The 18854-nt window shown below is 69.2% G+C and carries 16 protein-coding genes, 1 tRNA gene and 2 pseudogenes; 12 read left to right on the top strand and 7 right to left on the bottom strand.

Going from position 1 to position 18854, the window contains the following annotated elements:
* A pseudogene (locus tag ACIQF0_RS33065) lies at window positions 1–447 on the top strand (hypothetical protein); the annotation flags it as partial.
* Between the two features lie 74 nt (window positions 448–521).
* On the opposite strand, the gene ACIQF0_RS33060 reads toward ACIQF0_RS33065, so the two are convergent.
* A complete protein-coding gene (locus tag ACIQF0_RS33060; RefSeq protein ID WP_401036113.1) occupies window positions 522–1106 on the bottom strand; it encodes a TetR/AcrR family transcriptional regulator in 585 nt (194 codons plus the stop codon).
* A gap of 98 nt (window positions 1107–1204) precedes the next feature.
* Here ACIQF0_RS33060 and ACIQF0_RS33055 point away from each other — a divergent pair, with 98 nt between their 5' ends.
* Both ACIQF0_RS33055 and ACIQF0_RS33050 read left to right on the top strand, forming a co-directional pair.
* On the top strand, window positions 1205–1972 hold the full coding sequence (locus tag ACIQF0_RS33055) for an SDR family oxidoreductase (RefSeq protein WP_401036111.1): 768 nt from the start codon (window positions 1205–1207) through the stop codon (window positions 1970–1972).
* Between the two features lie 174 nt (window positions 1973–2146).
* Window positions 2147–3742, top strand: coding sequence for a beta-1,3-glucanase family protein (locus ACIQF0_RS33050; protein WP_401036109.1), 1596 nt, complete (start codon window positions 2147–2149; stop codon window positions 3740–3742).
* A 60-nt stretch (window positions 3743–3802) separates the two neighbouring features.
* On the opposite strand, the gene ACIQF0_RS33045 is transcribed toward ACIQF0_RS33050, so the two are convergent.
* Window positions 3803–6502, bottom strand: a complete 2700-nt coding sequence (locus tag ACIQF0_RS33045; protein WP_401036107.1) for an XRE family transcriptional regulator — start codon at window positions 6500–6502, stop codon at window positions 3803–3805.
* A 179-nt stretch (window positions 6503–6681) separates the two neighbouring features.
* Between ACIQF0_RS33045 and ACIQF0_RS33040 the strand changes: the two genes are divergently transcribed.
* The 7 genes from ACIQF0_RS33040 (at window position 6682) to ACIQF0_RS33010 (ending at window position 12352) form a co-directional block, all read left to right on the top strand.
* Window positions 6682–6972, top strand: a complete 291-nt coding sequence (locus ACIQF0_RS33040) for a hypothetical protein (protein WP_401036105.1) — start codon at window positions 6682–6684, stop codon at window positions 6970–6972.
* A gap of 120 nt (window positions 6973–7092) precedes the next feature.
* Window positions 7093–7560: a TetR/AcrR family transcriptional regulator gene (locus tag ACIQF0_RS33035; RefSeq protein ID WP_401036103.1), complete on the top strand. Its 468-nt coding sequence runs from the start codon at window positions 7093–7095 to the stop codon at window positions 7558–7560.
* Between the two features lies 1 nt (window position 7561).
* On the top strand, window positions 7562–7915 hold the full coding sequence (locus ACIQF0_RS33030) for a hypothetical protein (protein WP_401036100.1): 354 nt from the start codon (window positions 7562–7564) through the stop codon (window positions 7913–7915).
* On the top strand, window positions 7912–8922 hold the full coding sequence (locus ACIQF0_RS33025; protein WP_401036098.1) for an alpha/beta fold hydrolase: 1011 nt from the start codon (window positions 7912–7914) through the stop codon (window positions 8920–8922). Before ACIQF0_RS33030 ends, ACIQF0_RS33025 begins: the two co-directional genes overlap by 4 nt.
* Window positions 8923–9033: 111 nt before the next feature.
* A complete protein-coding gene (locus ACIQF0_RS33020; protein ID WP_401036095.1) occupies window positions 9034–10914 on the top strand; it encodes a DUF1996 domain-containing protein in 1881 nt (626 codons plus the stop codon).
* A 167-nt stretch (window positions 10915–11081) separates the two neighbouring features.
* On the top strand, window positions 11082–11573 hold the full coding sequence (locus ACIQF0_RS33015) for a SigE family RNA polymerase sigma factor (protein WP_401036092.1): 492 nt from the start codon (window positions 11082–11084) through the stop codon (window positions 11571–11573).
* On the top strand, window positions 11570–12352 hold the full coding sequence (locus tag ACIQF0_RS33010) for a hypothetical protein (protein WP_401036090.1): 783 nt from the start codon (window positions 11570–11572) through the stop codon (window positions 12350–12352). The genes ACIQF0_RS33015 and ACIQF0_RS33010 overlap by 4 nt, the downstream gene beginning before the upstream one ends.
* 129 nt (window positions 12353–12481) lie before the next feature.
* Here the strand turns inward: ACIQF0_RS33010 and ACIQF0_RS33005 are convergent.
* The 4 genes from ACIQF0_RS33005 to ACIQF0_RS32990 all read right to left on the bottom strand — a co-directional run bounded on the left by ACIQF0_RS33005 (window position 12482) and on the right by ACIQF0_RS32990 (window position 16521).
* Window positions 12482–12555 (bottom strand) — tRNA-Lys (locus ACIQF0_RS33005).
* A gap of 77 nt (window positions 12556–12632) precedes the next feature.
* Window positions 12633–13244 (bottom strand): lysoplasmalogenase, encoded by a 612-nt coding sequence (locus ACIQF0_RS33000; protein WP_401036088.1) that lies wholly within the window; start codon window positions 13242–13244, stop codon window positions 12633–12635.
* A gap of 18 nt (window positions 13245–13262) precedes the next feature.
* The gene (locus ACIQF0_RS32995) at window positions 13263–15536 is read right to left on the bottom strand and encodes a M4 family metallopeptidase (RefSeq protein ID WP_401036086.1); all 2274 of its coding nucleotides are present in this window, start codon (window positions 15534–15536) and stop codon (window positions 13263–13265) included.
* 133 nt (window positions 15537–15669) lie between these two features.
* Window positions 15670–16521, bottom strand: coding sequence for a helix-turn-helix domain-containing protein (locus ACIQF0_RS32990; RefSeq protein WP_401036084.1), 852 nt, complete (start codon window positions 16519–16521; stop codon window positions 15670–15672).
* A gap of 111 nt (window positions 16522–16632) precedes the next feature.
* Here ACIQF0_RS32990 and ACIQF0_RS32985 point away from each other — a divergent pair, with 111 nt between their 5' ends.
* Both ACIQF0_RS32985 and ACIQF0_RS32980 read left to right on the top strand, forming a co-directional pair.
* Window positions 16633–16980 carry a VOC family protein gene (locus tag ACIQF0_RS32985; RefSeq protein WP_401036082.1) on the top strand — a complete coding sequence of 116 codons (348 nt, stop codon included), beginning with the start codon at window positions 16633–16635 and terminating at the stop codon, window positions 16978–16980.
* Window positions 16892–17296, top strand: a pseudogene (locus ACIQF0_RS32980) (SRPBCC family protein); the annotation flags it as partial. The gene ACIQF0_RS32985 and the pseudogene ACIQF0_RS32980, both read left to right, overlap by 89 nt.
* Here the strand turns inward: ACIQF0_RS32980 and ACIQF0_RS32975 are convergent.
* On the bottom strand, window positions 17260–18840 hold the full coding sequence (locus ACIQF0_RS32975; RefSeq protein ID WP_401036080.1) for a flavin-containing monooxygenase: 1581 nt from the start codon (window positions 18838–18840) through the stop codon (window positions 17260–17262). The pseudogene ACIQF0_RS32980 and the gene ACIQF0_RS32975 overlap by 37 nt on opposite strands.
* Window positions 18841–18854: the final 14 nt, after the last annotated feature.

Below are 18854 nucleotides of genomic sequence, written 5' to 3'. Positions count from 1 at the left end.
GCGGCCGTGATGTCCAAGGACCAGAAGTGGGGCCACCACAAGAACTCCGGTTCCACGGAGGCGACTGCGGGCAAGGGCGGCAACTCGGGCAACGGCGGCAATGCCAGCAGCTCGAACAACGCCACGACCGGTAACTCGGGCAACTCCGGGAACTCGGGCGACACCGGTGGCAACACCGCGGTCGTGAAGACCGAGAACAAGCACCAGCAGTGGAACGGTCACAAGGGCCACGGCTGGAAGAACCACGGCTGGAAGCACGGCTGGAAGAACCACGGCACCAAGTCCTGGACCGAGGCCACCTCGGGCAACTCCGGTGACACCGGCGCCACGGGTTCGACCGGCGACGCCTCCAACCACAGCAACACGGTCGGTGGGAACTCCGGTCCTGCGGGCGACGGCGGCGACGCCTCGTCCTGGACGCACGGGAAGCACTCCGTGAAGGCGTGACCACGAGGTGATCAGGGCGGGGCTGACTTCGGTCGGCCCCGCCTTTCTTCATGGAACCAAAGCGTTGTGCCGCTTCACTTCTTCTGCACAGCGGCGACCTGTGCTTCCAGTACGGCCTGCACGGCGTCGAACGGCGCGGTCGACTGCAACGCCCGCGCGGTGATCAAAGCGCCTTCGGCCCCAGCGAGCACCGCGTGCGCTAGCAGACGGGCGTCCGCCTGCTCGATCCCGAACGCCGAGAAGTGCCCGGCCAGCGCGTCGATGATCATCGTGAACGATCGGCCGCCGACGGCGTCGAGTTCGTCGGACTCGCTGGTCGACTCGATCACCAGTGGCGCGATCGTGCACCCCTGCCGGTAGTCGCTCGCCGTGAGGTTGGTCCTGGCGAGTCTCAGGTAGGCGCGGACGAGGTCGCCGGGTGTGGTGGCGTCCGCCGCCGCCCGGTCGATGTTCCCGACCTGTTCCCGCGTGTGCTCCGCCGCCGCCTCCGTCGCCAGTTCGGCCTTGCCGCCGGGGAAGTGGAAGTACACCGAACCGCGCGGCGCCTCGCTCCGCTTCAGCACGTCCGACAGCGCGGTCGCGTGGTAGCCCTGCTCGCGGAACAGCTCCCGGGCAGCGGAAACCATCTTCTGCCTCGCGTCGGAGCGCTTGCCTGCCATGAACCCACCCTACCTCGAAGGTATGACGTACGACATAGCTCATTGCCAAGTATGCCGACCGACATAGTATGGATCCCACCGACCTCGGGAGGGTTCTCATGTCATCTGTTCTCATCACGGGCGCGTCGAGGGGTATCGGCCGCGCCATCGCCGTCGAACTGGGTGGCCGCGGCCACCGCGTCATCGCGACTGCCCGGAACGTGGACGACCTGGCCGGCTTGCCCGCCGACCTGCGCCTGCGGCTCGACGTGACCGACCAGGCGAGCGTCGACGAGGCCGTCCGCGCGGCCGGCGAGGTCGACGTGCTGGTGAGCAACGCGGGCACGACCGTGCGCGCGCCGCTCGAGAGCGTCCCCATCTCCGAGGTGGAGAACCTGTTCCAGCTCAACACGTTCGGCGCGTTGCGGGTGGCGCAGGCCGTGCTGCCCGCGATGCGCGAGCGCGGTTCCGGCCGGCTCGTGTTCGTCTCCAGCGTTCAGGGCCGGGTGGTGCTGCCGATCATCGCGCCGTACGGCGCCAGCAAGTGGGCCCTGGAGGCGATCGCGGAAGGCCTGGCGCTCGAAGCCGGTCACTTCGGCGTCAAGGTCAGCATCGTGCAGCCGGGGGCGGTGTCGTCCGGCGGTGCGGAACGGGCGAAGTCGTTCTTCGCCGACGACGACCCGTACCTGCCGCTGCTGCGTCAGGTCGGCGCCCTGCGCGGTGAAGCGATCACCCCGGAAGAAGTCGCGGCGGCCGTGGCGGACGTGGTCGAACACCCCGAACCCGCGCTGCGCGTCCCGGTCGGTGTTCCGGCCGAGACGCTGCTCAAGGCCCGCAAGGACGCCTCCGACAGCACGCCGTTCCTTCCCGTGCGACTCGACTGGTAGCCGCCTGCCCGACTCCTGCCCGCCTCTCGCCCGGTATTGACAGAGCTGCCATCTGCGAACAACCATGGAAGCGCTCTCATAACCGGTCTGGACCAGTTCTCGGACCGGAGGCCGCCGACCACCCTGATGCCGGTCGGGGCCCTGCTGACGGAGCACCCCTGCACAAGGAGTCAGATGCGCACTCGAACGAAGTGGTTCAGCGCGCTCGCCGCACTGGCGGCGATCGCATCGGCGGCTATCGCGAGCACACCGGCACAGGCGATCGGCCCCGACCTGCTGCCGCTGAACGTCACGAACAACAGCGGCCGGTCCGAGGCCGTGCACCTGTACGTCCTGGGTACCGACATCCGCAGCGGACGTCTCGGGTACGTCAACCAGGCGGGCGCGTTCACGCCGTGGTCGCCGGGCGGCAACCCGCCCACGCCCGCGCCGGACGTGTCGATCGCCGGCCCCGGTCCCGGCGGCACCGCCTCGCTGCGCGTGCCCCGGTTCATCTCCGGCCGCGTCTACATGTCGTTCGGCGAGAAGCTCAAGTTCTTCCTGACGCCCGACGGCCTGGTGCAGCCGGCGCCGTGGGCGGGCGGCGACCCGAACAGCGGCATCCTGTTCGACTGGAGCGAGTTCACCTACAACGACGCGGGACTGTGGCTCAACAGCTCCCAGGTGGACATGTTCGCGGTCCCGCACGCGGTGACCGTGACGGGCGCGAGCGGCGCCACCAAGAAGACCGGTGAGCTGAAGTCCGGCGGCCGGGACGCCGTCATCAACGGCATCCGCAACCAGTCCGGCTGGGGTGGATCGGTCATGTCCCGTTCGGACGGCACGGTCCTGCGCGTGCTCGCGCCGGGCAAGGCGGCCGACGTCGGCAACTTCGACCGCAACTACCTGGACTCGTACATCACCCAGGCGTGGAACGCGTACATGACCAAGACGCTGACCGTGCAGCCGTTCGGCGACCGTCCGGACGTGAAGTACTTCGGCGGCACCTCCGGCGGCACGATGAACTTCAGGAACTCCGCCGGGCAGCAGGTGGCGTCGTTCCAGAAGCCGTCCACGTCGAACGTGTGGGGCTGCGACGGCAATCTGGCCGCTCCCAACGACCAGGTCGTCGGCCCGATCGCGCGCACCCTGTGCGCCGCACTGCACCGCTCCACGCTCGGCCGCATCGACGTGCAGCCCGGCGGCGGTCCCGCGGACTTCTACCAGGGCGCGATCACCAATCACTACTCGCGGCTGGTGCACCAGAACATGGTGGACGGCAAGGCGTACGGGTTCGCGTTCGACGACGTGCAGGCCCAGGAGTCGCTGGTGCACGACGGCGACCCGCGCTCGGCCGGCATCATCCTCACCCCGTTCAGCGGCGGCTCCACGACGCCTCCGCCCGCCACCACCGGCAGCATCGTCAGCGACTGGCACGGCAAGTGCATCGACGTGCCGAACTGGAACTTCGCCGACGGCCAGCGCCTGATCGTGTGGAACTGCACCGGCGGCACGAACCAGAAGTTCGAGTTCACCGGCGGCACGCTGCGCACGGAGAACAACAAGTGCGTGGACGTGGCGTGGGGCTCGCGGGACAACGGCGCGGCCGTGCAGCTCGCGACCTGCTCCGGCAACGCGGCGCAGCAGTTCGTGCTGAACGGGAACGGCGACCTGGTGAACCCGCAGGCCAACAAGTGCGTGGACATCGCCGAGTGGAACCCGAACAACGACGCCGTCCTGCACATGTGGGACTGCGTCGGCGGCGCCAACCAGAAGTGGCACCGCGGCTGAGGAAGAGTCCGTGAACGCGGCGAGGCAGGTCGAGATCTCCGACCTGCCTCGCCGCAGTCGTCAGCAGGGCGGGGAGTACGGCACGTCCGGGACGTACCTGCGCCACTCGTCCTCGGTCAGGCGCGGTCCCGCCGAGCCGCACGCCTCGGCGACGGCGGCGTCGAGATCCGCGTTCAGCAGCCGCATGGTCGGGTCGAACATGGTCCACACCAGGGTCCGGCCGTCCGGGCTGAACGCGATGTCGGCGATGGCGATGGCGGGTCCGGACAACGTGGCGATCTCGGTGACGTGCCCGGGATCGCTGACGTTCCACAGCCGTACCGTGCGGTCGTCACTGCCGGACGCGAGCGTACGACCGTCCGGGCTGAACGCGACGCTGCCGACGACGTCCTCGTGGCCGGTGAGCGAGGGGTGCTCGGAAGGCTTGCGCGGGTCGGAGACGTCCCACAGCCGCACGGGTTTGTCGTTGCCGCTGCCGACCGCGATCGTGCGCCCGTCCGGGCTGAAGGCCAGGTCGTACACGTCGAGCCTGGTGCCGGACAACGACGTGATCTCGGCGCCGTCCTGCCACAGCCGCACGCTGTGGTCGTCGCTGCCGGTGGCCAGCGTCCTGCCGTCGGAGCTGAACGCCACCGCCCGCACCGCGTCCGTGTGGCCGCGCAGCGTGCCGGTCAGGACGGGGGTGCGCGGGTCGCTGACGTTCCACGTCCGCACCTCTCCCGTGCCGGAGCCGGCAACGAGGGTCCGGCCGTCCGGGCTGAACGTGACCGCGCGCACGGATCCCAGGCCGGTCAGCGCCGCGATCTCCTTCTGGTCGCTCCACAACCGCACGGTTCCGTCGTCGCTGCTCGACGCGAGGACCTTCCCGTCCGCGCGGTAGGACAGCGCGCGCACGGCGCCGGTGTGGCCGGTGAGAGTGCCTAGCCGGACCGGTGCGCGCCGGTCGCTGACGTTCCACAGGTGGATCGAACGGTCGCGGCCCGCCGTCGCCAGCGTCCCGTCGCTGCTGAACGTCGCCGCGTAGACCTCCTCGTCGTGGGCTTTCACGACGGTCGCCAGCGTGCTCAGCACCGCGTCGCGCGTCTTGCGCGTCGCGGCGAGGTGGTGTGCGGCCAGGCTGAGCTGCAGCCCGAGGGACGGGTTCGCGCGATGCTCCACCACCGCCTCGGACGCGAGGTTCTGGGAGATCGCGCTGTTGCGTTGCGACGTGATGTCGTTGCGCGCCCGCACCGCGTAGAACGTCGTCGCCGCCGAGACGACCAGCAGTGCCGCGAGCACTCCGACCAGGTAGCCGAGGCGCTTCGCGCGGCGCCTCGCCACCACGTGCTCCTCGGCTTCGGCGTCGGTGCTGGCCTCGACGAACGCCCGTTCGCGAGCCGTGAGGGCCTGAGACCGGGTGGCCCACTCGCGGGCGGTCGCGAGCCGGGCTCCCCGGTACAGCGCGCTGCGGTCGCGGTCTAGCTGCTCCCACACGTCGGTGGCGTGGGTCAGTTCCCGGTGGACGCGTTGCCCGTCTCGGTCGCTGCTGAGCCAGTCCCGGAACCGGGGCCACGTGCGGATCAACGCTTCGTGCGTGATCTCGATGCTGTCCGTGTCGCGCACGACGAGCCGTGCGGCGGTGCACCTGTCCAGCACCACCGCGGTGTCGTGGTCGTCGTCGAGCTCGTCGGGGGAGATGCGGCGCTTGGTGTCCTCGGTGCTCTCACCCAGCACGGCGAGGCGCCGGAAGAGGTCCCGCGCACGGCCCTGCTGGCGCGCGTCCAACGAGCCGTACACCGCCTCGGCCGTCTTCGCGAGCGCGCCGTCGATGCCGCCGACGGCCTGGAACCCGGTGAGCGTGAGCCGGTTCCCGCTGCGCCGGCGCCACGTCTCCAGCAACGCGTGCGACAGCAACGGCAGGACACCCGCCTGGCCGTGGGCGTGCGCGATGAGCGTGGCCACGAGATCGCTCTCGACCGTGCAGTTCGCCTTCATCGCGGGCAAGGTGATCGCGCGACGCAGCTCCTCGGCCGTCATCGGCCCGACGGTGAACTGGGAGTCCTGCAGCGCGGCAGCCAGCTCGGGAACCATGCAGCAGTGCGTGTAGAAGTCCGACCGCACACCGATCACCGCCCGGCGGCCGAGCAGTTCGGCGATGAACCGCGTCCGTTCGTCCGGGTCCTGGCAGAGGGTGAAGACCTCCTCGAACTGGTCGACCACGACCACGGTCTCCGGATCGGAAGGAAAACCGGGCACCAGCCGCATCGGATGTTCACCCGGTGTCCGGAGAACGTGCGCCGGCAGTCGCGGAAGAAGTCCCGCGCGAATCAGGGACGACTTTCCCGACCCGGACGGTCCGAACACCGCGACGAACTTCTGCCGTTCCACCAGAGCGAGGAGATCGTCGACAAGGCGTTCCCTGCCGAAGAACCGAAACGCGTCTTCAGCGCGATAGACGGAAAGTCCGACATAGGGCGCCTGGTCGTAATCCTCCGGTTCGGCGACAACGGTCGCGTTGAGTTCGGTCGCGAGAGAGTGCCACCGTTGCTCCCACAATTCGACGTCGCCGTCGCAGGCGCGGACGTAGGCGAGCGCGACCTCCAGGCTCGGGAACCTGCGCCCGCCGGCGGCCTCGGCGAGCGTCGTCGCGGAGTAGCCGCCGCGCTTCCCGAGCTCGCGGTAGGACGGACCACCGGCGTCCTGACGCAGACGTCGCAGGTCAACGGCGAACTCGACCAGCGCCGTCCCATCGAGCTCCAGCGGTCGCTCCGGGCGTGGCACCTGATGTCTCTCCTCGGATTCGTGTTGTCCGGTGCGCCGCTCTCCGGCGCCTGACAACACGACCACGCTATACACATCACGGGTCCGGCCTCGATGGCCATCAATTGGGGGTGTCATCGAGGCTGGGCCGGTATTGCGACCTGGGTCGTGAATCACTTCTTCACTGGGGAGTTCAACGCATGAAGTTCGCCGCATTGGCCGCTGTGTTCGCCGTGAGCGCCACGCTGATCACAGCCGGGGCGTCCAGCGCTTCGGCGGCGCCGGTGTCCGCACAGTCGGTTGTCTGCGTTCAGGAGAACAACGTCATCTATCGCAAGACGCCGGAAGGCACTCCGCTGGGCCAGGTGCACCGCGGCCGGCGTTTTGACGTCTTCGAGTCCGGCGGCCCTGACCTGACGTGGGCCCACGGGAACATCTCCGGCGGGGCCTCGGGCGTGTGGATCTACTGGGGTCTGCTCGGCAACTGCTGATCCCGCAACGCGCGGAACGGGCCCGTCACCTCCGCGGTGGCGGGCCCGTCCGCGTGCCGCGCCATTTTTTAGGAACGGTTGTTCTTGACTGACCGTTCCTGAAAACGCTACGGTCGTCACATGGGACGACGCAGGTCTTTCGACGTCGACGAGACCGTGGCCGCGGCGGCCGACCTGTTCGCCCGTCGTGCCTACGACGGTGTCTCGATCGACGACCTGGTCACTCGACTCGGAGTGCACCGCAACAGCCTCTACGGCGTGTTCGGCAGCAAACGCGGGCTGTACCTGGCGGCGTTGCGCCGGCACATCGAGCAGGACGTCCGCCCGCACCTGGCTCGTGCCGCCCCGCCGGACCACGTGCCCGCGTGGGACTTCCTGCTGGTGGCCGCGGTCGACCGGGCGCCGGACGACCCCGAGGTCGCCGGCCTGGTGTCGGCGGTCCTCGCCGAGGTCGACGAGGCGACGGGTGACCCGCGCGCCACCGAGGTGCTGCTCGGCCGATGGCTGCGCGGCCGGCCGGATCTCGCGCGCCACGACGTCCCCACCATTCACGATGCGCCGGAAACGGTGCCGGGCAAGGAGATCTGACATGGCGACGATCAGCGTGCAAGGCCAGGACCTGGTGGTGGAGATGAACGGCCTGGACAAGTTGTGGTCGTTGAAGAGCAAGCTGACCATCCCGCTCGCCCACGTGCGGGGTGCCACGGTCGATCCGGGAATCCTGGGGGAGCCCAAGGGGGTGCGGGCGCCGGGCACGCATCTGCCAGGGGTGATCACGGCCGGCACGTTCCACCAGGACGGCGAAAAGGTCTTCTGGGCGGTTCGCGACGGGCGCAAGGCAGTGGTCGTGGAGTTGGCGGACGAGCACTACACCCGTCTGGTCGTCGAGGTCGACGACCCTCGCGCGGTGGTGGCCATGGTCGAGCAGGCGACGAGCCGATGATCGTCAAAGTCGCTTCGGCGCTCGTGGCTGCTGTGTTGGCCGCCGGCATCACGCCCGCCGCCGCCAGCGGTCACGACTCCTGGGTGCCCGCGCGCGACGAGCAGGTGTCCTTCGTGGTCGAGGGCACGACCACCTACGGGACGCTCCACGTACCGGCCCGGCGGCGCGGTGAACGCCTGCCCGCCGCGCTTCTGCTGCCCGGCAGCGGTCCCACCGACCGCGACGGCAACCAGCCGCCCTCGCTCACGCCGAACACCCTCCGGGACCTCGCCGCCGCGCTGGACCGCGACCGGGTGGTGACCCTCCGGTTCGACAAGTACGGAACGGGCCGCACGGGACTGGGAGCCTGGGCCGGGCACCCCCAGGACCTCGACTACCCGGCCTTCGTGCGCCAGGCAGCGGCGGCTCGCGATCTCCTGCAACGCCGTGCCGAGGTGGCCTGGCACCGGGTGGCGCTGGCCGGTCACAGCGAAGGAGGCATGACGGCACTGGTGCTCGCCGCGCAGGCACCTCCGCGTCAGCGCGCCGCCGCTCTGATCATGCTCCAGCCCCAGTCGTTGCGGCTGCTGGACGTGCTCGCCACCCAGCTGCACGACCAGATCGCCCAGCTCGTCGCCGCCGGAGCGCTCACCGAGCAGGAGGCGGAGATCATCGACCGGTCGATCGACGTGGCCGTCGCGGATCTGCGAGGCGGCCGCGCCGTCGACACGACGGCCATGCCCGCACCGCTCGCCGCACTCTTTCAGTCGTTGGCGGGACCGAGCCGCCGCTTCGTGATGACGGACGACGCGATCTTCCCGCCCGACGTCGCCCGCGGGCTGCCGCGGATGCCCGTGCTTTTGACCTGCGGTGAGCTGGATCCCCAGGTGCCCTGCCACGCGACCGACCAGCTCGCGTCCGTCGTGGGCCACCGCGTCGTGCTTCCCGGTGTCGGGCACGCGATGACCACCGCCGACGGGACGCTCTCGCCCGTCCTGATCCGTGAGCTCAGCGCCCTGCGGTGGTGACGGCCCGCCCGGCCGCCCGCGACGAGATGGGTCGTCGGTAACAATTCGGTTGAGCCGATGAACCTCTCCGTACGTACTCCCGTTCATGCGCCGCATGAACGAGGAGTACGCATGACGCACCGCGTGACGGACAGACGGAAGTTTCGCCTGATCGCATCGTTGTCGGCGGTAGCCGTGGTCGCAGCGGGTACCGCAACGGTGGCGTTGGCCGCCAAGGACGGCGAGCCGGCACCTCTTGGTGCGTTCGCGCCCATCGAGAAGGTGAGCAAGAACGTCGTCGAGCCGAAGATCGGCAAGAACGGCGCCAGTGGCGTCTTCAGGGTCGACTGCGGCACGAACGAGACCGGCAAGTTCAGCGCCGACAACCCGGTCGCCCAGCCGGGTCTGAAGCACGGCGCACAGCACGTCCACGACTTCGTGGGCAACCAGTCGATCAGCGCCGAGTCGACCGACGAGAGCCTGGTCGACGCGGAGACGACCTGCCGCAACGGTGACCGCTCGTCCTACTTCTGGCCGGTCGTGCGCATCAACACCAAGGCCAACCCGCAGGACGTCGGCTCCAACCCCGACAAGATCAAGGAGAACGGTCCGGGCGAGGTCGCGTGTCCGGGCGTCGCCCAGCGCCTGCCCGCCGTTCCGCAGCGGGTGCGCGACGAGATCATCCGGAACCTCCAGCAGCTCTCGCAGCAGCTCAAGGAAGCCAGCGACCGGGTGGCGAGCGCCCAGAACCCGGCCGACCCGAACTTCGTCAACAACACCGTTCTCGGCCCGTTGCGCGGCAAGCGCGTCGCCACCCTCGAACGCATCGCGAACGCCCTGAGCCGATCCGGCCGCAAGCCGAACCTGACGCCGCTCGCCGACTGCGACCTGCGCTGGGGCCACGGCCACGGCGGCGGTCACGGCAACGGCGGCAACCACTCGTCGAAGCCGCACAAGTTCGCCGCGGACGGCGTTCTCCAGCAGGCCGAGCAGAACGGCGCCGAGCAGGACGCCGCCACGCCGACCATCAAGTGCCCGTCGGCGCGCGAGGCGCTGCCAGGTGTGCCGGACCAGGCTCTGGACGAGGTGGACAACAACCTCGACCAGTTGGACAAGCAGATCGCCGAAGCCAACCAGCGCCTGGTGAAGACCAAGGGGCAGGGCGGGGCGAACTTCATCGACAACGCGATCCTCGGGCCGTTGAAGGACAAGCGGACCGCCACTCTCGACCGGATCGCGATCGCGATCGGCCGCAACGCCGAGAAGCCGCAGGGGCTGGACCGCCTCGCGAAGTGCGGCCTCAACGAGGGCGACGAGGGCGGCAACGAGAACAACGGCAACGAGAACAACAACGGCGGCAACAACAACGGCGGCAACAACAACGGCGGTGCCACCACCACGACCGCCGCCCCGACCACGACCGTCGCCCCGGCGCCGCCGCTGGCCGCTCCCACCGGCAAGAACCTGGAGCTCGTCGGCAACAACGGCAAGATCGTCCGGCCGGCCGAGGTGAAGATCGAGTACCGCGGCAACGCGACCAGCAAGGTCACGGGCATGCCGAAGTTCCTGAAGATGGTCGTCGGTGACGCCAAGCCGACCAGCCGCGGCCCCGCCAACGCCCGCGCCACGTGGACCTGCAGCGGGTTCGAGGACCGTCTGTCCGACAAGTACGTGATCTGCCCGAACGGCAGCAAGGTCATGCGCGTGCACGACTTCGCGGGCTGCTGGGACGGCAAGAACGCGGACAGCGCCAACCACCGCGACCACGTCCGGTTCGCCGACAAGCAGACCGGCGCGTGCCCGCAGGGCTTCAAGGCCATCCCTCAGCTGCGGATCAGCATCTCCTACAACATCTCCCGCGACATCCAGCAGAAGGGCCAGTACCAGCTCGACGCGTTCCCGGAGGAGAACCACAACCCGTTCTCCGACCACAACGACTTCGCCAACGTCAACTCCGACCAGACGATGGCGAAGATCGTGAAGTGCGTGAACGACGGGCGCAAGTGCTCCTGACCTTCGCCTGACCCATCGAACGGGGGAGCCCTCCGGACCTCAGGTCCGGAGGGCTCCCCCGTTTGCGTGGGGCTCCCGGCAACTGTGGGGAGACCGAATGCAACGTTGGGGGCCACTTCTCCATTAGGGGTCGAAATCGAAGGCGCGTCGACGATCTGGAGTGGCCGGTGGAGTTTGCCGAGTACGTGGCGAGGCAGCGTCCCGCGCTGATGCGGTTCGCCATGGTCCTGACCTGCCGGACGTGGCTGGCCGAGGACCTGGTGAGCGACGTGCTGGGCCGGGCCTTCGAGCGCTGGGAACGGATTTCGGAGATGGACGAGCCGCACGCCTACGTGCGGCGGATGGTCGTCAACGAGTACCTGTCCTGGCGCAGGAGGCTGACGCGCACGTCCCCGCGCGCCGAGGTCGAGCCGAGAGCGGTCTCCGACGGCGCGGACGAGCGGGCCGAGCGGGACGCGATGATCAGCCGCCTCGCCGGCCTGCCCAGGAAACAACGCGCGGCCGTGGTCCTGCGCTACTACGCGGGCCTGTCCGACAGGGAGATCGCGGCACAACTGGGGTGCCGGGAACCGACCGTGCGCAGCCAGATCCATCGGGCACTCAACGTTCTGCGCATCGACCTCACCGCCACCGCCCCGGACTTCCAGGAGACCTCATGAGCGACCTGCGCACTCTCCACGACGCCTTCGCCGAGCTGGAACGGCAGGTCGACGCCGAGGCCGCGTACCGGGCCCCGGTCGTGCGGCGGCGCAGGGCCGTGCGGTTGGTGCCCGTCGCGGCCACCGTCGTCGCGGTGGCGTGTCTGGCCGCGGGTGTGGTGTGGCTGCTGCCGGCCGACTCCGGCACGCAGATCGCCGATCCGCCGACCGCACTGTCCACGACCCCGGCGCGCAACCCAGTCCCCACCTCGCCGGACGACCTGATCGCCCGGTTCAGGGTGGTGCTCGGCGACACCGCCACGTTCGACGCGACCATGAAGACCACCGTGCCAGGAGGTTCCCCGTCGAGGAACCCGGAGCCGCCGGGGACGGGCTCGGCCGGGACACCACAACCGGCGGATCTGGGCCCCAACCCCACCGCGCTCGTCGGCGGAACCCTGACCTCCGCGGGCATCACCGGGAGCTTCGCCCTGACGATCCATCCCAGCCGTTCCGAGCCAAGCGAGTGGTGCCGCCTCGCCCGCACGGAGAACTGCGATGTCACCACGCTGCCCGACGGCTCCCGGCTGGCGACGGGCACCGGGCGGCCGGACACCGGCGCGGTGTCGCACATGGCGTGCATCGAGCGGCCCGACGGCACGATGATCCTTCTGCACGTCGGCAACCAGGAGGACCCCCGGGGCACTGTGGTCGGCACGCCGGGCGGCCGGATCTTCTCGCCGCAGCCACCGCTGACCGTCGAGCAGATGAAGGCGATCGTCACCTCCGGCAAGTGGTGACGAGGTGCGCGATGGCGGGCCACCTCGGTGGTCCGCCATCAGTTGTTTCCCGGCCAGGGGGAGATTTCGGAGGAGCACGCGAAAAGCAGAGAAGCAGGTAGAGACGAATCTCTACCTGCTTCTCTGGAGTACGCCGCCAGGGACTCGAACCCCGGACCCGCTGATTAAGAGTCAGCTGCTCTAACCAACTGAGCTAGCGGCGCTTGTTTGTGTGCCGGAGGCTTGCTCGATCCGACGTGAAGAACGTTAGCACAGGGGTTCCAACGGGTTTTCACGCGGGTCACCCGTTCGACGCTTTGAACCCCGTGTGCAGGAGCCACTGGGCCGCCGCGTAGGTCGGCATGACGCCGGTCGACGCCACTCGTGCCGCGCGTCCCTTGAGGACGAACCGGCTCGCGCCGAGCAGGGCGTCCGAGACCGCGAACAGGGCCGCACCACCGAAAACCCGTCGTGCGCCTGCGCCTCGGGCCGTGGAGGCGGCGGCGACCATCGTGCCGAGCGTCAGGGCGTAGAGGCTCACCGGTTTTCCCATCGGGCCTGCCGCCTTGCCGAACACCACGGCTCCTGCGGCTGACGCCACGACGATGGGGACGACGGCCTTGCGCGAGCCGGGGGAGGAGCGGCGGGCCAGTGCGGCGGTGTAGCCGACGTGGGCCACCAGGAAGCTGAAGAGTCCTGTTCGGAACGCCTTGTCCGAGTCGCCGAGCAGTGCGACGTCGCCCAGCCACGAGCCGGCCAGACCGACCGCCATGCCGGGGTCGCTCGGTGGGCTGGCCACGGCCAGTGCGGGCATCAGAGCGGTCTTCGTCACAGTGCGCGCGGGCTTGGCACCGCGCACGGCTGCCGCGATCGAGTCCACGATCGCGGCAACCGCGTACGCCTGCTTCTTCATGGGCTCAGACTAAAAGCCTCAGCTCAGGGTGACCGCCGTGTCGTCGATCACGAACGACGTCTGGAGCGAGGCGTCCTCCACGCCGGTGAACTTGACCGTCACCGTCTGGCCCGCGAACGAGGACACGTCGAACGTCTTGAGCACGTAGCCCGCCGCCGCGTTGGTGTTCGAGAGCGTGGCGAGGGTGGTGGTGCCCGCGGTGACCGTCAGCTTGTCGTAGACGGTGCTGCCGGTCTCCTTGGTGTCGATGTGGACGTAGAACGTCAGCGACGCCTTGCAGCCGGCGGGGATCGTCACCGACTGGGACAGCGAGTCGGTGTGCGAGGAGCCGTAGCCGTTCAGCCAGGACGACCAGGTGCCCGAGCGGGCGGGTTCGCCGTCCGCGCTGTGCTGGCCGATGACGCCGGAGCTCGCGGTCCAGGAGGTGGCGCCGGATTCGAAGCCCGGGTTGGCGAGCTTCTGGCCGGAGCAGTTGCCACCGCTGGTGCCGACGGTCCAGCTGAACGACGCGGTGCCGCTCTTGGAGGCGCTGTCCGTCGCGGTCACCGTGACGTTCGAGGTGGCCGCGGTGGTCGGGGTGCCGGAGATGGTGCCGTTGCTCGCGTTGATGGACAGGCCGGCGGGCAGACCGGTGGCGGACCAGCTGTACGGCGCGGTGCCGCCGCTCGCCGACAGCGGCAGGCTCACCGCGGTGCCGATCGTGCTGGACTGGTTGCCGGGGTTGCCGATCGTCACCGTGCCGGTCGCGCTGCACGTCGGGTCGGCCGACTGCGCGGGCACGCTGATCGCGTCCCAGGCCGCCTTGACCGTGTTGAACTCCGCGCAGCTGCCGGGGTAGAGGTTCTTCGCCGCGGTCAGCGTCCACGTGCGGTACTTGAGGTACGAGCTGCTGGAGGTCTTGAGCAGCATGGCGTTGTAGAAGATCTTGATGGCCTTCTCGACGCCGAGGCCGGTGATCGACGTGTTGTTGCACGTGGTGCTCGTCGGCTGGCCGTTGGTCGGGTTCGTGCCCTGCGAGAGCAGGTAGAACCAGTGGTTGCCGGGGCCGGCGGCCGCGTGGACCTCGGTGTTCGGGATGGAGCTCGAGTAGCAGTTCGCGTGGTTCAGCGCGGACGGGTTGTACATGTTGCGGATCGGGCCGCGGCCGACGAGGTTGATCGTCTCGCCGACGAGGAAGTCCGGGGTGTCGTAGGGCGACGGCTCGTTCGCGTACCACTCGGTGGTGGCGCCGAAGACGTCCGCGACGAACTCCTGGGTGCCCGCGCCGGAGATGCCGCCGGGCGTGTGGTCGTCGATGCCGTGGCCGAGTTCGTGCGCGACGACGTCGATCGAGCCGATCCACTGGCCCGCGGAGTTCTTGCCGATCTGGACCTGGCTGCCGTCGTAGTAGGCGTTCTGGTCGTTCAGGCCCACGCGCATCGGCCAGCCGCCGCCGTTGCCGTCGAAACCGTTGCGGCCGAGCCACTGCGAGAGCATCTTCGACTCGGTCTGCGCCGCGAACAGCACGTCGACGCAGCCGGTCTCGCGGTTGGTCTGGGTGCCGTTGCCCCACGTGTCGGTGGTCTTGGTGAACGTCGTGTTGTTCGCCGCGTCCTGGCAGCTGACGTTGGTCAGCGTCGGGTCCTTGAGCGAGTAGTTCGAGCCGGAGTGCGTGGTGGCGATGGTGACGGGGTTCGGGCCGTTCCAGCCGCTGGTGCCGGTGCCGTGCATGACGCGTTCCTGCTTGCGCAGCACCTTGCCGGTGGCGGCGTCCACGACCACGTCGAGCTTGCTCGGGCCCTCGGAGTCACGGCCGGTGACGGTGACCTTCCAGGCGAGCGTCGGGGCGGAGTCGAGCGCGTAGACGACCTGTTCCGCGGTCCCAACCCCGTCCACAGTGGACATCGTGGTCCTCGCGGCGGTCTCGGCCTGCGCCTTGGTGACGGAAGGCGTGGTGCTGGCGAGGTCGATCGTCGCGTTCTGGCTGACGGAGGTCTGCAGGACCTGGCCGGTCGAGTTCGTGACGACGACGAAATCGCCGCCCACGACCGGAATTCCCTTGTACGTCCGGTCGTACGGGACGTACTTGAGGCCGTTCGTCGACGAGATCACGCCGTGGCGGACGAACTCGTCGTTCGCGCCGGCGTGCAGCTGGGCCGGGCGGTTCGCGACGAGGCTCGCGGCCGCGTCCACGGCCAGCGCCTCGGCGGTCTGAGCGGGTTGGGCGGCGGCGGTCTGCGCGCCGGTCTGGGTGAGAACGGCTGCGACCAGTGAACCTGCCGCGGCCAGCACGAGTGTGCGTCTCGCTTGCATTTTTCTCCTCGTTGCAGGGCGAACGGACCGGCCCTCGTTTGCAGGGGGAGCCGGTGCGTTCGTCGAGGTGAATGTGGTGGCGGAGCAGGGAAAGGATGAGTTGCGCGGCGACCGTTAACAAGTACTAACTTATTCACACCAACAATTCGTGCGCATTTGTAGGACTTGCGTCCGCGCATTCCTTTGTCTGGCTTGATGTTCGATTTGCCCCGAGAAGTCTGCGCAGGGCGGTTGGCGTGTGTCCGAGGTGTTCGCGCACTGTGCGGCACAGGTGGGCCTGGTCGGCGAACCCGAGGTCGGCGGCGAGCGCGGCGAGGCTCGGTTCCCCTTCCTCCAACCGGTCCAGCGCGCGGGAGACGCGCATCCCGTTGCGGTAGCGGGTCAGCGACACCCCGAGCTCACGGGTGAAAGCGCGGCTCAGGCGGTACGGCGAGACACCGAGAAGATCAGCTAACGGAATCAGCCCGGACGCCGCCGGGTGGTCGTCGCCGATCACGCCACGAGCTCTCGCCACCAACGCGCCGTCGCCACTGCCACTCGGAGCGGGAGTGGTGACGACCTGCTGGACGGCCCGCGCCACCAGCCCCACCAGTTCCTCGGCCCCGTCCTCGCGGGCGGCCAGCAGCAGCCGCCGATGGGCGAGATCGAGCCTGCCGTCCACGTACAGCGACGACCCGGCCAGCAGCGGTGTCTCGCCCGCCAGCGAACGCCACAGGTCGGGCCGCAGGCTGATGGACGTGCACACGTCCCCGCCGGCGGGATGGGAGAAGTGCTCCTCCTCGCCGGGTAACCCGAGATAGCCGACCGTGCGGTCCAGGTCCGTGCACACGCCGCGAACCCGGCGCCGGAACCCGCCACTGCGCACGAGCACGAGCCGCACGTCCGCGCGCGGCCGCTCGGCCGACCAGCCGCGGTGGTCGTCCCGGCAGTCCACGGCGGACACGGTGAACTCCGGGCGGGCCGCGAGAGCGATGAAGGAGAGCACCCCTTCAGGCTAGGGACGGGGTCTGACAATTTTCGCGCGCAAGGATGTTCAAGACCCGGAACGCGGTCGCGGAGCAGGCTGGTGCCCGTCGACCCAGAAGGAGAACGAACCATGCCCGCCCAGCTCACCACCATCGTCCTCGACTGCGCCGAACCCGGCCCGCTGGCCGAGTTCTACCGCGCCGTCACCGGGTGGACGATCACCTCCAGCGACGACGATTCCGCCTACCTGGGCGAGAACGGCGTCCAGCTCGCGTTCGTCCGCGTGCCGGACTACCGGCCCCCGGCGTGGCCGGGCTCGGACAAGCAGGCGCACCTGGACTTCCACGTCGAGGACGTCGGGCTCACGATCAAGCAACTGCTCGAACTCGGTGCCACCAAACCGGATTTCCAGCCCGGCGAGGGCCAGTGGACCGTGCTCGCCGACCCGCAGGGCCATCTGCTCTGCCTGGCAGCGTGATCACGTGGCCTCCATCGTCCTGGAAGTCGTGGTCGAGTCCAGTGCCGACGACGTGTGGAAGGTGATCGGCGAGTTCGCCACCGGCCCGTCCCGGATGGCGCCGGGGCTCGTCGTGGACACCCAGTCCGAAGCCGACTTCCGCACCGTCACGTTCGCCGACGGCACCGTGGTCACGGAACGGCGGATCGGCGTCGACGACCAGGCGCGCCGGATCGCCTACTCGATCGTCGGCGGCTCCGTGGAACCGGTCCACGACAACGCGTCCATGCAGGCTTTCCCCTACGGCGAAGGGCGTTGCCGGCTGGTGTGGACCCGGGACGTGCTGCCCGACCGGCTGGCCGCGCCCATGGCCGACTCGATGTCGCGCGGACTGGAGGTCGTCAAGCGGACGTTCGAGAAGTCGTAGTGCGACACCGGAAAACTCCTCGCCGCACGGTGCGCGCTCACCGTGGAGGTCGGCCGTAGGAGCGTGGCTTCACCGTGCTGGTTGAAGTAGTAGCTGTGCGCGGTGGAGCACTGTCCGAGGGAGAACACCGAGTTCTGCGTGACCTTGGCGCGCATGCGTTCGAGGAACTCGTCGTTGGCCTTTTGCGAGATCTCGAAGACCTCCGAACCGCGGGAGCGCATCGCCGTGAACAGCCTGCGCATGTGCGTCATCTGGCACTCGATCGTCGTGAAGTACGAGAGTCCGCTGTAGGAGTAGGGACTGTTGAGCGACAGGTAGTTCGGGAACCCCGGCACCGTCACACCCTCGTAGGCCTGGAACCGGTTCTGCCGCCACCACACACCGAGGTCCTTCTCGTCGCGTCCGATCACCTGGAACGCCGGGAAGTTGGTGTCCCACAGGTTGAATCCCGTCGCCAGCACCAGAACGTCGATCTCGGTGCGGCCCCGCGCCGTCACGACACCGGTGGCGTCGATCCGTTCGATCGCCGACGTCTCCAGCCGCACGTGCGGTCGCGTGAACGTGCGGAAGTAGTCGTTGGAGAACGTGGGCCGCTTGCAGCCGAACGAGTAGTCCGGTGTGAGCGCGCGGCGCAGTTCCGGATCACGGACCTGGCGCCGCAGATGAGCCCGGCACCACCGCTCCGCCAGCCGGTTCACGACCCGCAACTGCTTGTAGCGCACCACTCCCGAGATCATCATCAGCTCGAGGACCGAACTGCCCACCCATCGCACGGCCCGTTGCGCGAGCGGCAGCCGTGCGAACAACTTCCTGACCGGCGACGGGATCGGGTGGTCGGGCTTCGGGCTGACCCAGATCGGCGTGCGCTGGAAGACGGTCAGCGCGCTCGCCTGCTTCGCGAGTTCGGGGATCAGTTGCACAGCGGTGGCCCCGGTGCCGATCACCGCCACCCGCTTGCCGGTCAGGTCGGCGGGCTCCCACGCGGCCGTGTGGATCACCTTGCCCTGGAACGACTCGACGCCCGCGATGTCCGGCGTCTTCGGCATCGACAGGAACCCCGTGGCCGTCACGAGGTACCGCGCGGTGAAGGTCTCGTCGCCGGCGACGACCTCCCAGTGGTCGTCCCTCCAGCGTGCGCCCGTCACCGTCACGCCGAAGCGCGTCAACGGCCGCAGCCCGTACTTCGTGGCCACGTGCTCGGCGTACCGCTTGAGCTCGGCACCCGGCGCGAACAGCCGTGACCAGTGCGGATTCGGCTCGAACGAGTACGAGTAGGTCGAGGACGGGATGTCGACGGCCAGCCCCGGATACCGGTTCACGTGCCAGGTGCCGCCGAGGTCGTCCTCCCGCTCCAGGATCAGCAGGCCGTGGAGCCCGAGCCGCTTGAGCTCGATCGCCGCGCCCATGCCGCCGAACCCGGCGCCGACGATGACTGCGTCGTACTGCGGGGCCATGCCGACCTCCAGCT

Source organism: Lentzea sp. NPDC092896 (genome assembly GCF_044754905.1).
In the GTDB taxonomy this organism is placed as follows: domain Bacteria; phylum Actinomycetota; class Actinomycetes; order Mycobacteriales; family Pseudonocardiaceae; genus Lentzea.
The sequence above is the reverse complement of the archived record's forward strand: the minus strand, read 5'-3'. Positions and strand labels throughout refer to the sequence as shown.

Excerpts from the sequence above, each read along its gene's own strand:
- ACIQF0_RS33060 (WP_401036113.1), bottom strand. The coding sequence starts at position 1,106 with ATGGCAGGCAAGCGCTCCGACGCGAGGCAGAAGATGGTTTCCGCTGCC.
- ACIQF0_RS33055 (WP_401036111.1), top strand. The coding sequence starts at position 1,205 with ATGTCATCTGTTCTCATCACGGGCGCGTCGAGGGGTATCGGCCGCGCC.
- ACIQF0_RS33050 (WP_401036109.1), top strand. The coding sequence starts at position 2,147 with ATGCGCACTCGAACGAAGTGGTTCAGCGCGCTCGCCGCACTGGCGGCG.
- ACIQF0_RS33040 (WP_401036105.1), top strand. The coding sequence starts at position 6,682 with ATGAAGTTCGCCGCATTGGCCGCTGTGTTCGCCGTGAGCGCCACGCTG.
- ACIQF0_RS33035 (WP_401036103.1), top strand. The coding sequence starts at position 7,093 with ATGGGACGACGCAGGTCTTTCGACGTCGACGAGACCGTGGCCGCGGCG.
- ACIQF0_RS33030 (WP_401036100.1), top strand. The coding sequence starts at position 7,562 with ATGGCGACGATCAGCGTGCAAGGCCAGGACCTGGTGGTGGAGATGAAC.
- ACIQF0_RS33025 (WP_401036098.1), top strand. The coding sequence starts at position 7,912 with ATGATCGTCAAAGTCGCTTCGGCGCTCGTGGCTGCTGTGTTGGCCGCC.
- ACIQF0_RS33020 (WP_401036095.1), top strand. The coding sequence starts at position 9,034 with ATGACGCACCGCGTGACGGACAGACGGAAGTTTCGCCTGATCGCATCG.
- ACIQF0_RS33010 (WP_401036090.1), top strand. The coding sequence starts at position 11,570 with ATGAGCGACCTGCGCACTCTCCACGACGCCTTCGCCGAGCTGGAACGG.
- ACIQF0_RS33000 (WP_401036088.1), bottom strand. The coding sequence starts at position 13,244 with ATGAAGAAGCAGGCGTACGCGGTTGCCGCGATCGTGGACTCGATCGCG.
- ACIQF0_RS32995 (WP_401036086.1), bottom strand. The coding sequence starts at position 15,536 with ATGCAAGCGAGACGCACACTCGTGCTGGCCGCGGCAGGTTCACTGGTC.
- ACIQF0_RS32985 (WP_401036082.1), top strand. The coding sequence starts at position 16,633 with ATGCCCGCCCAGCTCACCACCATCGTCCTCGACTGCGCCGAACCCGGC.
- ACIQF0_RS32975 (WP_401036080.1), bottom strand. The coding sequence starts at position 18,840 with ATGGCCCCGCAGTACGACGCAGTCATCGTCGGCGCCGGGTTCGGCGGC.